The organism is Aliikangiella sp. G2MR2-5 (assembly GCF_015687155.1).
Lineage (GTDB): Bacteria > Pseudomonadota > Gammaproteobacteria > Enterobacterales > Kangiellaceae > Aliikangiella.
On sequence record NZ_JADPQF010000006.1, the window covers coordinates 274,035 to 286,980 of the forward strand.

Genomic DNA, 12,946 nt, shown 5'->3' on the forward strand with positions numbered 1-12,946 from the left:
TGCGATATGAGCGATATTAAACTATTTAGCATAACAAACAATGAAAACAACAGAGTTAAAGAGTTAACTGGAAAATCGGCTAAGCTAGAAAAAGATCTTCAGTTGTTAATTGAAGATCAAATGGATGTATTTTTAGGTGTTAGCTTTCTTGCCACTGAATATAGTACGGGAAAAACTCATAAAGGCAGAATAGATTCTTTGGGATTAGATGAGAACTACTGCCCTGTAATAGTTGAGTATAAACGCCACAGTAATGAAAATGTGATAAATCAGGGCTTATTTTATCTTGATTGGTTGCTTGACCACCAAGCAGAATTTAAATGGTTGGTAATGGACAAATTAGGGAAGGAAGTCGCTGAAAATATCGAGTGGTCTGGAACTCGGCTGATATGTATAGCTAATGATTTTAATAAGTATGATGAACACGCTGTACAACAAATTCATCGTAATATTGACTTAATGCGCTATAGATACTTTGGCGATGACTTGTTATTACTTGAGCTAGTAAATGCTCAATCGGTAAATGAAGTTAAGAAATCATCTAATATCGAGTATACAGATCCTTCCGAAGAAGGTATCCATAACAATTCAACTTCAAGAAAAACTGCCAGAAAAGACACTCATCAAGATAGAATTTCGCAAGCAGATGAAGATCTTTTAAAGCTTTACAATTCTATTTGCGACTTTTCCGATAGCCTTGGAGATGAGGTTCAGCGGAAAGAGCTAAAATTTTACACTGCATTTAAAAAAATCAAGAACTTCATAAGTATTCAGGTATGGGCGCCAAAAAATGATCCTTCACTGCGATTATATCTAAAACTAGATCCAGATACGGTTGAGTTGATAGAAGACAAAGTGAATGATGCTCGTAATAAGGGACATTGGGGAACAGGCGATCTGGAAATTATTATTCGCAATGCTGATGATATAGAGAGTGTTAAACCATTAATTGAAAGAAGTTATCAGGAAAACTAGATGCTTTATAAATATCGCTCTTTAGATAACTTCCAATTCATATTAGATATTCTCGTTAATCAACGTTTATATGCAACAAGTTTTGATGAAATGAATGACCCAATGGAAGGTCATTACACTCATTCAAATAATATGACTCCTGAAATTATTGGAGACTTTGATAGATATTATAAAGAAATTAAAATTTGCTCACTAAGTAAGGAAAAGAATGAGCCTTTAATGTGGGCGCATTACGCTGATGGTGCTAGAGGTATCGTTATTGGTGTGGAGCTTGAGAAGAGCACGGACTTTAGAGAAGTTAAATATGACGGACCTTCATTTTTGCTAGCCAACAAAGCCAGTTCAAAAGAGCGAGCGAAAAATGTATTGCGCTATAAAAAATGATTTTTGGAGTTATGAAGAAGAAGTAAGAGTTTTCATTGATACAGGTAATTATATCAATGTTGATGTTAAGGAAGTGATTTTTGGTGAGAAGGTTGATAGAGCTAGAAAATCATTGTTAAAAAAGATAATTAAAAACTTAGATTACAAGTTAGATGTAATTGAAAAAGGGATGGAATAATGTCTAGTAAAGCCCAAGAGTTAGTTTTTCAAAATGACATTCTCGACCAGATGCAATCACATGGTTGGTTGCAAGGTGAATCGAAAAAATATAATAAAGAACTGGCGTTATATCCTGAAGATTTAATCGCTTTTATCAAGAATACTCAGCCTGAACAGTGGGATAAGTACACCAAGATTCACCCGAAAAAAACAGAGGAAGCTTTTCTTAAAACTGTAGTTCGAGATCTGTCAGCGAACAATAAGGGAACTCTCTGGGCATTAAGGAATTTAATTAAAGACAGAGGAGCAAAATTTAGCCTTTGCGCTTTCAAGCCTGATCACGGATTAAACCCTGACGCTATCACACGATATGAAAATAATATTTTAAGAGTTGTACCAGAGCTAGTTTACTCCCCAAATAATTATGAAGGACGTATTGATTTAGTCTTATTTGTAAATGGTATTCCAGTAGCAACTTTAGAATTAAAATCTGAATTTAAGCAGGCATTGGATAATGCCAAAATTCAGTATATGAAGGATCGCCAGCCCAAAGATCCGAAAACCAAGAAGCCTGAGCCTCTGCTAACTTTTAAACGTGGGGCTTTAGTTCACTTTGCGGTGAGCCAATACAATGTGGCAATGACAACACGCCTTGCTGGAAAAAGTACCTTCTTCTTACCATTTGATCAGGGTACTGAGGATGGTGCCTCAGGCAACGATACTCCTGAGTCTGGTTATCCCACCGCCTATTTATGGAACGAAATTTTTAAAAAAGATAACCTGCTAACCATTTTAGGGCGATATATTCATCTTGAAGTCAAGGAAGTTGAGCAGTTAGACGGTAGTATTAAAAAGAAAGAAACATTAATTTTCCCCAGATACCACCAGTGGTCAGCCGTTTCAACTTTGCTTGAAACCGTTGAAAAAGAAGGCACAGGCGAGAAATACTTAATTCAGCATAGTGCAGGTTCAGGTAAATCCAACTCAATTGCTTGGCTATCTCATCAACTCGCTTCACTCCATTATTATTCCAATCATGAAGAATTAGATAAACAGGTTGGTGATAAAGTTTTTGATTCGGTTATTGTTATTACCGATAGGACAGTCCTAGATAGCCAATTGCAAGATACAATATATCAGTTCGATCACAACGAAGGGATGATTGCTCGAATTAATCGAGAAGAAGCTCAAGGTAGTAAATCCAGCCAATTAGCAGGTGAATTAAAAGCCAGTACCTCCATTATTATTGTAACTATTCAAACCTTTCCACACGTATTAGAAGCCATTAGAAAAGATTCGACACTCGCTGGTCGTAGCTTCGCTGTAATTGCCGATGAAGCACATTCTAGCCAAACAGGTACAACCGCAAGAAAACTGCGTGAAGTTCTAATGACAGAGCAATTAGAGGACGAACAGGAATTAGACTCGGAAGATATTTTAAGGCTGTCGCTAGAAGCAAGAAAAGGCTCAAAAAATATTAGTTATTTTGCTTTTACTGCTACTCCTAAAGGCAAGACATTAGAATTATTTGGCCGCAGACCCGATCAAGAAAGTCCTGCTAGTGATGAAAATAAACCAGAGCCATTTCATGTTTACTCGATGCGCCAAGCAATTGAAGAAGGTTTTATACTGGATGTTTTGCAAAACTACACGAGCTATCGTGTAGCTTATCAATTAGCACACCAAAATCCAGAATCAGATAAAGAAGTGGATAGTAAGAAAGCCGCTTCAAAAGTCGCTAAATGGGTACGTTTACACCCTCATAATATCGCCCAAAAAGTAGAAACTATCATTGAGCATTTTAACCACAAGGTAAAACACCTGCTAGGTGGTGAAGCGAAAGCAATGGTAGTGACTTCAAGCCGTTTAGAAGCAGTACGCTACAAGCTTGCATTTGATAAATATGTAGCAAATAAAGGCTATTCTAACGTTAACGCAATGGTAGCTTTTTCTGGTGAGGTCAATGATCCTGATATTCCTGATTCAGCCTTTACCGAAAACAACATGAATCCTAACCTTAAAGGTCGGGATATGCGTAAAGCATTTGATACCAATGATTATCAAGTGATGTTGGTTGCCAACAAATTCCAAACGGGATTTGACCAACCTAAGTTGGTAGCAATGTATGTGGATAAGCCACTTAAAAGCGTGGAGTGTATCCAGACACTTTCTAGGTTAAATAGAACTTATAAGGGCAAAGATAAAACTTTTGTCTTGGATTTTGTTAATGACCCTGAAGAAATTTTAAAAGAATTTAAAGTTTATTATCAAACTGCGCAACTAGCTGAAGTAGCCGATCCCAACCTTGTTTATGACATTATGGAAAAGCTTAATAGCGTGGGGATTTATCAATGGTCAGAAGTTGAAAACTTTGTAGAAGCCTATAATGACAAAAGAAGTAAACAAGATAAATTAGCCAATATTTGTAAACCTGCGGTTGATAGATTTGCTATTCGCTACAAAGAAGCAACCGATGTGCTTAATATTGCCAAAGCGGAACTGGATAAAGCTAAACAATCTAATAATGATAAGCAGATCAAACACGCAGAAAATAGCGTTAAAAATGCCAAAGAAGCTCGTGATGTATTGGAGATATTCAAGAAAGATCTCAATTCTTTCTGCCGTTTTTATGAGTTCAGTTCACAGATTGTAGACTTTGATGATTTTGATTTAGAGAAACTCAGTATCTACGCTAAACACCTATACCCATTGTTACGATTAGATACCTTGCAAGATAATATCGATTTGTCAGACATTGCCATGACTCATTATCGCTTGCATGAGCAAAGAGAAGCAGATTTACAGCTAGGTCATAAAATTGGCGAAGAACCGCCAAGCTACCTGCCACCAACAAAGGAAGGGACTGGCGCAGTACCTAAAGATCCTAAAACCGAGTTTCTGCATGATATTTTAAGCCGTATGAATGACATTTTTGTTGAAGATGGTTTTTCCGAAGGTGATAAGCTCAACTATGCCAATACTCTGGCTTCGAAAGTTGCTGAAGATGAAGTCGCTGTTGAACAAGCTAAAAACAATAGTAAAGAACAAGCCATGCTAGGCCAATTTCCAGAGGCAATTAATAAAGCCATAATCGAGAGTATGGGTGTACATGAGAAAATGGCTACACTAGCCTTATCTAATGATGATGTTGCTAAAGGGCTTGCCAGTTTAGTCTATGACATGGTGATTAAAGGATTTGGTAAGGATAACAACAACCAAAGGCAAGAAGGATGATAATAGGTTTATTTTTAAAACACATTAAAGCTTACAAAGGGATAAATTTTATTCCTATCGGTGAAAAATATAAGTTTGTTAGTTATATCGGAGAGAACGGCTCAGGTAAAAGTTCGATCTTAGAAGCTCTAGATTCATATTTTAACTACAAACAATACCCGCTTAACAAAGCTGCTTTAAACGATGGTATTACAACTTCAGGAAATGAACCATTTATTGCTCCGATATTCTTAATCGAAAAATCTAGAGTTTCTAAGCAAAAGAAAGAATTCGAGAAAGTTAGCAATATTTTTTGGAGCATACAAAAGAAAGGGCTTACTTCGGGAGCACAAAACTCAATGAAGGAGTTTTTTGAAATAAGAGACTCTTTGAAAAAACATGGTGACTATAGCCAAGAAACACACTATCTTATTTTGGCTGGCGAAAACAATCTAAATGCTACACCAAAGTTATCTTTTGCTAGCTTTCAAGGAGAAGAACCATTTTTAATCAACTTTTTCAATCTTAATAAAAACTATTTTGAAGTTTTACCAACCGAAGAGAAAAAGCCAAAAATTAGAGAAATGAGGGAAGATCTGCTTAAGCTTCTCGACACCAAAGATTGGAAATCATTTTCCATAAACCTTAAAGAACTATTTTCTTATGTATACCTCCCTGTAGAAATTGAAGTCGAAAGTTTTACAAAAATTGAGACTAACGAAATGCAAAAAATCTTTGATAAAAGATTAAAAAATGAAATAAAAAAGGCATTGCAAGGCGTAAATTTTGATAACGCAGGCGGTATAAACAAAAATTTAGATAAGTTTGTTTCCGAAATAGAGAGCATCTTAAATAATGAATATTGTTATGATACGGGGCAAAAACGAAATAATAGTGTTACCAAACTAGATCTAGTAAACAAAATTTTAGAAGTTTATTTTCAGAAACGGATTTTAAATAAGAATAACAATGGAACACTAACAAAAGTAAGTGAGTTGAGTGCTGGTGAAAAAAGGCAAGCTCTAATCAACCTTGTTTACGCTTTCCTAAAAAGAGAAGTTAAACGAGACAAAATGGTTATCATTGGTATAGATGAGCCTGAAAATTCATTGCATACGGCTTTGTGCTATGACCAATTTGAAAAACTTAAAGATATTTCTCATTTTAATCAAGTGTTAATAACAACTCACTGGTATGGTTTTCTTCCAGTAGTTAGCGAAGGCTATGGAAATTTTTTAACGCTTGTTAATGATAAAGTTAGTTTCGAGTCTTATGATCTCTATGATTATAGAGCAAAGGTCAAACAAGATATAAAAGATACGAAAAACAGATACCCTAGTGATTTCATATTGAAGAGCACTTACGACCTCGTACAATCAATTTTTTATTCACTGAAGAAAAATACTCCTTATAACTGGATAATTTGCGAGGGAGTTAGTGAAAAAATTTATTTTGAGTACTTTTTCAAAGATGAGCTTGTAGAAAAAAATCTTAGAATTCTTCCGATGGGTGGTCAAGCACATGTGATAAGGCTATATAAATATCTTGAAACTCCTATGAATGAAGATACATGTGAAGGTAAAGTATACTGCCTAGTAGATACGGACATCCAAAGATGTGAAGAGATAAACAATGGAACTAAACGCTTAGCAATAAGAAGGTTGAGTAACAAAAATAGCGTAAAGTCAACAGAGCTACTTAAACTTTTGGACAACGATACTTATCCGACAGATATAGAACAATCATTAAATCCTCTGATTTTTCAAAAAACAATTGCTGAACTATCAACTGAAGCAAAGTACCAGATAACCAATATTGAAGATGAAAAAGGAAATTCGGACTTTATCAAAAACTTTAAAAATTTGGAGATCGAAAATTATTTTAAGGAAGCGAATGGTGATAACAAAATCGAGTTTGCAAAAAAGTATATTGATATAGTAGAGAAAGAAGAGAATAACGAACAGTTCACACCAAAATGGGTTGAGGAAATTAGAACGTTTTTCAACTGATAGGTTTATTTTTAACTTTATTTGAGATTGCTTTCTTCAAATTTTTATGCAGGAACTCAACTTTTAACCAAACAAAATCGCACAAGTTTGCTCTATAAAATAGAGCATTCAACTCAAAATATCTTTAGATACTCTTTATAATATTGTGAACTACGTCACATTTTGATTTTTAAGTTTTAATCTGATTTTCTCAAATTTTGTGCATTTTTTAATTCAAATTATTTTTATATAACAAACACCATTTGATTTCTGGCTAAATTAAATCTAGACCAGACCAGCAAACGGTTAGATCAATTTCAACGCATTTTTATTGTTATATCATCCTATAAATTTCTTATATCTTCCTATAAAGAGCACCTTCAAAAATATATTATAATACTGCTTTTTATTCTTATTTTACAACAACTTAGCCGTTTGCCTTTTTGAGGTTTTTCATTAATCTTAATTACGTAACCAAGGCCAATCCAGGAAAAACCTGGCAATTTCAATAACCAGGTTTTAACTTAGGAATGGCTGAAAGACGGGGTAAGAGTATGTTAATCAGTGAAGTTCATTATTGTTTCAAAGCAGCAAGCTCTAGTCGCTGCACGAACATCAATATCCATATGTTGGTGGGAGGCCGTGTATGAGAAACCTGCAACCACGAGGCTTGAGACTTAAAGATGTACTTCACTATTGCGGCATGTCTGAACCTTATTTTAACAAGCTAATTAGACCACACCTCAAAGAAGTAAAATTTAGTTCTCAGGGAATACTTTTTGATAAAGAAGAGATAGATAGATTTCTGGATTTTTATTTCAACGAGAATGGTAAAGTTAAAGGAGATCAAAAGTGGAAAAATCCAAAACAAAACCAACTAAAAAGCATCCAGTCAAAGGTATCCAATGGAAGTGTGGAAAGTGGCATATTGACAAACAAATCCTTGGAAGACGAATTAACAAAACTCTTGGAGTAACCTGCCCCAAAGAAGCAGAGGATATGTTTTATGAGATCGTCAGTAAAGTTAATAGAGCAGTACGACTTGGAGAGTCATTGGTTGAATATACTGTAATGCACGCTTTTACTCAGTATTTAAGAGAAGCAACTCATAAATCTGTAGAAAATGACAAACGAGCGATTAAGAGAATGCTCCCATTCATAGGTAAGATAGAGTTAAGAAAAATACATAACTCTCATCCAGACTTGCTCAAATTCATTAAACATGAGCAAACAAGAGAAGTAAAAAACTCTAGCCGTAAAGGAGTTTCAAACAGGTCAATTAATAGAGACTTGTCTATTTTAAAAAGATGTCTGAATTTATCCGTTAGACGCTGGAGAGATCCTGAGTCAGGTTTACCATGGCTACCAATGCTGCCACCTGAGATAGTTCCTCTTCCAACTAGAAAAGTTGATGATAATTTTGTTGGCCATGAATCACTAAAGCCGTATATCCTTAACTATAGCGATGAAGAGAGATTTATGAAGAAACTTCCTGACTGGTTAAAACCTCTGGTAAATGTTGCCGTAAATACTGGGGCAAGAGATCAAGAGCTTTGTAAACTAAAATGGAGTGATGAAGTTTATATTGAAGAAATAAATACAAGTGTTTTTGTTATTCCAGCCCTTAAAAGTAAAAATGGTAAGACTAAGTTAATCGTACTAAATAGTAATGCTAGGCAATCTATTGAAGGGCAGCGTGGACTAGATGATACATGGGTTTTCCCCTCATCAATAAAGAAAAATACTCCAGTATCGAAAATTCGCTGTAAATCTTTTATCAAAGCATGGAAAGAGAGCAACCTTCCATCGAGAGAGCAAGGCTATTATTCAGGTCCACACTGTCTTCGGCATACTTTTGCTTCAAGATTGAGAAAATGCGGTTCTGACATTGAAACAAGGCGAGATTTGCTAGGTCATGGAAATCAAAATATTACGGAATTATATTCTGATGCAGACATTCAGTATTTAGTTGACCAGACCGAAAAAATTGTTAAGAAAACAAAGTCAACCTATGCAAGTCATTTAAAGTTGCTAGCATAACAAATAGCAGAATTCTCAAATCCTGTACTTCCTGTTAAAAGTTAGCTTTTTGTAGAAATATCATTCTTCGTGAGTGCTACAAAAGTTAACTTTTGGGAATGCACATAGTCACTACTTAACAATCAGTCTAAAATTTCATTTTTTGCATTTATAATCAAATTCGCTACTTTTAAATCAGTTTCCTTATCAGTTCCCATTCCCATATTCTGAGTCGCTGTAGAGTTTAAACTAGCCGCAATATGAAAAGCATCTTTACCTTCAATTGCCAATCGGAATAAATGTGGCACGTAAGAATCATACTCATCATCCCACTCATCTTCTTCGTTGTATACCCCAATTGGGTCCCAATCTTTCCAAAGTATTCTGGAAATTCGCTTATATAGCTCTTTTTGCTTTGAATTTAACTTAGTCATATTATTTTGGATCAAGAAGAACTATTGACGATATTTCACCGCTGAGAATTAAAGGAATGTCCAATAGCTTAATTTCGAACCACCACTCCTTTTCATTCTCGTCAAAGTAACTGAATAAAAAGCATCGCTCTGTAGCATCATAACCGCCACAATATTTAGGTGATTGAAACATATCGCAAGACTCTATTAACGACCAGTCTTCATCTGTCTTATTTTCAGATCTAATCTCATTGAGTATTTGCAATAACTCATAATTGATTTTTAGAATTCTTTGAGCTTCAACGTCTGCATTCATAAAATTTTACTCATCGTCTAGTAAAGCGGGAGTTACTCTGCTGGCGACAAGATAGTTTTTTAGCCTTTAATTCCTCTTTCAACAAAGCAATTTCTAAGTCCAACTTTTCATCTAGTTTGGGTTGAATTCTCTTTTCCCAAGCTTGGAATCCCCAACCAGCAATAACCAATCCGATCATGGCGGATGTAAACAAAAAGTACATAAAAGTCTTCTTGTCTAATTTGGTGATTTTTATTAGTTCTTCAATCCTTTTTAATTGATCCGAGTCGGCTTTAGTTGGTTTTGCCAGTCTTTCTATTTTCGTGGACTCTTCAAACCACTTTAGAACTCTTTCATTTGTACTATTTTGCACATAAACCGATGTAACCAGTGATGCAATAAACACAACAAGGCCAAATCCAGCATAAAACTTATGAACACTATCCGTTGCTATTGGTATATTTGGATTCATCTTTCATCCCTAATCGATAAAATGTATTGTCTTTATTAAGAAACCTTATAACAGTTTCTCCAGAAATTTCGGTCTTCCAATGTGAGCTTTTGTCCCCATCCATGATTGTCAGTAAAGAGTGAAAATTTGAACGGAGTTAACGCAGGAAGCTCACTTACATTACTCGTCAATAACACGGCTTCCAATGCTTTCATCGACAACTCATGCTCCGCAGCGCCCCAGAAGCTTCCCCATAAAATCTCTATCACTCCTTCGACCATTCTTCGAAATTGAGTCTCGTCTATCCCTGATTTATTTAGAACTGAAATTAGATTATCTGAAGCACTGTCACCTAATCCAAAATTTACAAGCTCGGGACGAGAGCTTTCCCACGGTTCAAACTGATCTGGTCCATCAATTAATGGCCATTGCCATAAATAGTCGGACATTTCGTTGGCTAAATTTAGTTCTAAATTGTTATCAGAGCAAAACCTTTCGAAAACAATTAAAGCGATAGCCATCCTAGCGGTAAGTGAAAGCTCCTTACAAGATTCCAAGTATTTATCTATATTTTCCATTGTGTTTTATTCTGCAATTATAATTAGTGTAAGCTATGTTTAGTCAATATCATCAGCATCATCACAACTCGCCCATTCTTTCATGTCGGGAAGAACTGTTTTCGCCACAAATTCAAAAACGTCCTCGTATTCCTCACAAACTATGTCCCATTTTTTGTCGCTCGAAGAATTAAACGTTGGATGAAAATAAATGACATTTTCACCAACTATTCCATCTATGACTTCTAAACCTGCAAAATCATCACAGTCTTGACGACTAGCAAAAACAAAGACGTCTCTACCTTTTACATCTTCATTTGCAAACGCTTTAGACGCAGAACGAAACTCCTCTTCTTTTTCTAGAAAATGCCAAGGAGTAAAACTTTGTAAGTTTTGAACTAAAAACCATCTTAAAGAATTTGGCCAATCTTGATTAATTAATTCACGTTCCATTGTCACCTCAAAATAACTACGGAAAATTATGCTGCTTCATTCTCTAACTCTGACATACAACTTTGATAATCATCTAGCGCAAACTCTAAAGCAGGTACTTGATCATACCATTCCACATCCAAGCCAATTTTAGGTGGGCTTTGCAAATCAGTTTTATCTAAACCTAATCTGTGCCATATAATACTCGTGTCCGTGGTTTCGATGTCTGCAACTATTACTGTACATGAAAAATCTTGGTCATCTGGACATACTAATATTGGGCCTACAGTTCTATTTCCAACAGAGGGAAAAGACTTATCAATAGCAATTTGTCTTTCATCTGAGTTATCTAACCAGGAAATAGCAGGAACTAAACCAATGTGGTTTTCATCTTTTAGAATACTTTCTAAGAACACATCCAAAGGAGTTCCATCTACAGCAATAACTAAGTGCTCAGTAGCCGCAAATTTGGACTTATAATCTAATGCTTCAATTTTATTCATTTATCTTAAGTTATAGTAAAGGCTCTATTTTGGTTGCAGACCTATCATCTACATCAATTGTCCCATATTTCATAATAAATTCAATAAGTTATATGGGATTCATTCCATATCTATTATTTATTAGCTAAGTCATTATTTTTTCTTAATTATTTGGTTTAAGAATGTTAATGTAAAGTCAATTAATAACCTAAATCTCAGTAAACTCTCACCAGTAGTTATTTGAAAATGGAAAATAAGCAGGGTGAAATGGAAGAATACGAAAAACTAATAGAAATCTCCCCTCCGTGGTACGTGTCGAATATTAAAGTTTCGAGGGAAGTTAATTTTGGTATCCCTAAGTTTGAGGTATCAATCACTAATGACAAAGAATCTAATTGCTTCACTATGAAAGGTGCTAATGATTTGGACATAATTCCAGCAATATATCAAAGTGAAAGAGTAGTAATATCAAAAGAATTAGGGTGCTTTAGAGAGTTTGGTTCGATAAGGGTTGAGTGCTTTGATGATGGTGACTATTCAGAATATTGGTGCGACCATTTCGAGAACGCCTAATCTCTAAAAGTTAGATGTAACAGACTAAGCAAAAATTCGAACAAAATAATAAGGACCTTATATGAGAGATCCAGCAAGAATTGATGAAATTCTCATTCTAATAAACAGGATTTGGACAGAAGAACCTGATATCAGGTTCATGCAGTTAATATATAACTTACAGAGGGAATTCTCTTCACTTAATAACGGACTTGGTAAAGTAGAAGAAAAAGTAGACGATAGCTATTCGATAGTTGGATTCGATCTGTTTAATTTAGAAGATGATAAATTCTTAGAGTTCCTAGAAAATAAGGTTAAGTATGAAGTTTGAAACATCAGAATACTCAGTCGAGCTGATCGATGAATCAAATAGACTGTATGATTCCAGCGAAAATACATCTTCATATCTGTTTAAATATAATATCGAAGAGGAATTTCAACCATCTTCTGTTTATGGTGTTCGCTGTCGACAAAGTGATTCTAGCTGCTTAATTTCCTCTGGTGGTGGTGCCAGTGCGCTCACAAAGTACTCGGCAATAATTAGGAATTCCGAGTTATGGATCATTGTTGGAGATCAAATGGTCTGCCTAGAACTTCCCTCGCTCAGCTTAAAATGGAAACAAAAAGTCGATTCAGCAACTTGCTTTCAGTTGTTTCCATCACCTGATAATGAAGGATTAATCATTCACGGAGAGTTAGAGATATCTAAAGTGTCCTTTACGGGAGATATACTATGGTCAACCTCTGGCAAAGACATATTTTCTGGGGATTTCAGGGTTTATGACGATTATGTGGAAGCAATAGACTTTAATGGGGAGGTTTATCGTATCTCTGTAAAAGATGGTACTTCTGAATTACTTCAAAGTTAATCTGAATATTTATGATAAATAAAGCAATCATCATAGCGGTTATTTTCATACTAACGGGCTGCACGTCTCTCAGAATGGGTGAGAATGTTCTATTCATTTCAGGGGATCTAGTCAATCATAAATCTGAGGAATGCTCCATTCACCTTCTATATGAATC

At 35.2% G+C, this 12,946-nt stretch carries 15 protein-coding genes; 9 read left to right on the forward strand and 6 right to left on the reverse strand.

Going from position 1 to position 12,946, the window contains the following annotated elements; all coding sequences use genetic code 11:
• Positions 1-6: 6 nt before the first annotated feature.
• From IYN84_RS17960 to IYN84_RS21755, 6 genes are all read left to right on the forward strand, one after another.
• A complete protein-coding gene (locus IYN84_RS17960) occupies positions 7-975 on the forward strand; it encodes a DUF5655 domain-containing protein (RefSeq protein ID WP_196140643.1) in 969 nt (322 codons plus the stop codon).
• Positions 976-1,359, forward strand: coding sequence for a hypothetical protein (locus IYN84_RS17965; RefSeq protein WP_196140644.1), 384 nt, complete (start codon positions 976-978; stop codon positions 1,357-1,359).
• Entirely contained in the window at positions 1,337-1,537 is a 201-nt protein-coding gene (locus IYN84_RS17970; RefSeq protein ID WP_196140645.1) for a hypothetical protein, read from the forward strand. Before IYN84_RS17965 ends, IYN84_RS17970 begins: the two co-directional genes overlap by 23 nt.
• Positions 1,537-4,752 carry a type I restriction endonuclease subunit R gene (locus IYN84_RS17975; RefSeq protein ID WP_196140646.1) on the forward strand — a complete coding sequence of 1,072 codons (3,216 nt, stop codon included), beginning with the start codon at positions 1,537-1,539 and terminating at the stop codon, positions 4,750-4,752. Before IYN84_RS17970 ends, IYN84_RS17975 begins: the two co-directional genes overlap by 1 nt.
• Positions 4,749-6,740, forward strand: a complete 1,992-nt coding sequence (locus IYN84_RS17980; RefSeq protein ID WP_196140647.1) for an AAA family ATPase — start codon at positions 4,749-4,751, stop codon at positions 6,738-6,740. The genes IYN84_RS17975 and IYN84_RS17980 overlap by 4 nt, the downstream gene beginning before the upstream one ends.
• A gap of 831 nt (positions 6,741-7,571) precedes the next feature.
• Entirely contained in the window at positions 7,572-8,759 is a 1,188-nt protein-coding gene (locus IYN84_RS21755) for a tyrosine-type recombinase/integrase (RefSeq protein ID WP_196140648.1), read from the forward strand.
• Positions 8,760-8,881: 122 nt separating this feature from the next.
• Here the strand turns inward: IYN84_RS21755 and IYN84_RS17990 are convergent, their stop codons facing one another.
• The 6 genes from IYN84_RS17990 to IYN84_RS18015 all read right to left on the reverse strand — a co-directional run bounded on the left by IYN84_RS17990 (position 8,882) and on the right by IYN84_RS18015 (position 11,389).
• Positions 8,882-9,172, reverse strand: a complete 291-nt coding sequence (locus IYN84_RS17990; protein ID WP_196140649.1) for a hypothetical protein — start codon at positions 9,170-9,172, stop codon at positions 8,882-8,884.
• Position 9,173: 1 nt separating this feature from the next.
• The gene (locus tag IYN84_RS17995) at positions 9,174-9,467 is read right to left on the reverse strand and encodes a hypothetical protein (protein WP_196140650.1); all 294 of its coding nucleotides are present in this window, start codon (positions 9,465-9,467) and stop codon (positions 9,174-9,176) included.
• A 10-nt stretch (positions 9,468-9,477) separates the two neighbouring features.
• Positions 9,478-9,918, reverse strand: coding sequence for a hypothetical protein (locus tag IYN84_RS18000; protein ID WP_196140651.1), 441 nt, complete (start codon positions 9,916-9,918; stop codon positions 9,478-9,480).
• A gap of 35 nt (positions 9,919-9,953) precedes the next feature.
• Positions 9,954-10,346 (reverse strand): hypothetical protein, encoded by a 393-nt coding sequence (locus IYN84_RS18005; protein WP_210330685.1) that lies wholly within the window; start codon positions 10,344-10,346, stop codon positions 9,954-9,956.
• A 168-nt stretch (positions 10,347-10,514) separates the two neighbouring features.
• On the reverse strand, positions 10,515-10,907 hold the full coding sequence (locus tag IYN84_RS18010; protein ID WP_196140653.1) for a hypothetical protein: 393 nt from the start codon (positions 10,905-10,907) through the stop codon (positions 10,515-10,517).
• 26 nt (positions 10,908-10,933) lie between these two features.
• Entirely contained in the window at positions 10,934-11,389 is a 456-nt protein-coding gene (locus IYN84_RS18015) for a hypothetical protein (protein WP_196140654.1), read from the reverse strand.
• 225 nt (positions 11,390-11,614) lie between these two features.
• On the opposite strand from IYN84_RS18015, the gene IYN84_RS18020 reads away from it, so the two are divergent.
• The 3 genes from IYN84_RS18020 to IYN84_RS18030 all read left to right on the forward strand — a co-directional run bounded on the left by IYN84_RS18020 (position 11,615) and on the right by IYN84_RS18030 (position 12,789).
• Complete coding sequence (locus IYN84_RS18020) at positions 11,615-11,941, forward strand: hypothetical protein (protein WP_196140655.1); 327 nt, start codon at positions 11,615-11,617, stop codon at positions 11,939-11,941.
• A gap of 61 nt (positions 11,942-12,002) precedes the next feature.
• Positions 12,003-12,251, forward strand: coding sequence for a DUF1040 family protein (locus IYN84_RS18025; RefSeq protein ID WP_196140656.1), 249 nt, complete (start codon positions 12,003-12,005; stop codon positions 12,249-12,251).
• The gene (locus tag IYN84_RS18030; protein ID WP_196140657.1) at positions 12,241-12,789 is read left to right on the forward strand and encodes a hypothetical protein; all 549 of its coding nucleotides are present in this window, start codon (positions 12,241-12,243) and stop codon (positions 12,787-12,789) included. The genes IYN84_RS18025 and IYN84_RS18030 overlap by 11 nt, the downstream gene beginning before the upstream one ends.
• Positions 12,790-12,946: the final 157 nt, after the last annotated feature.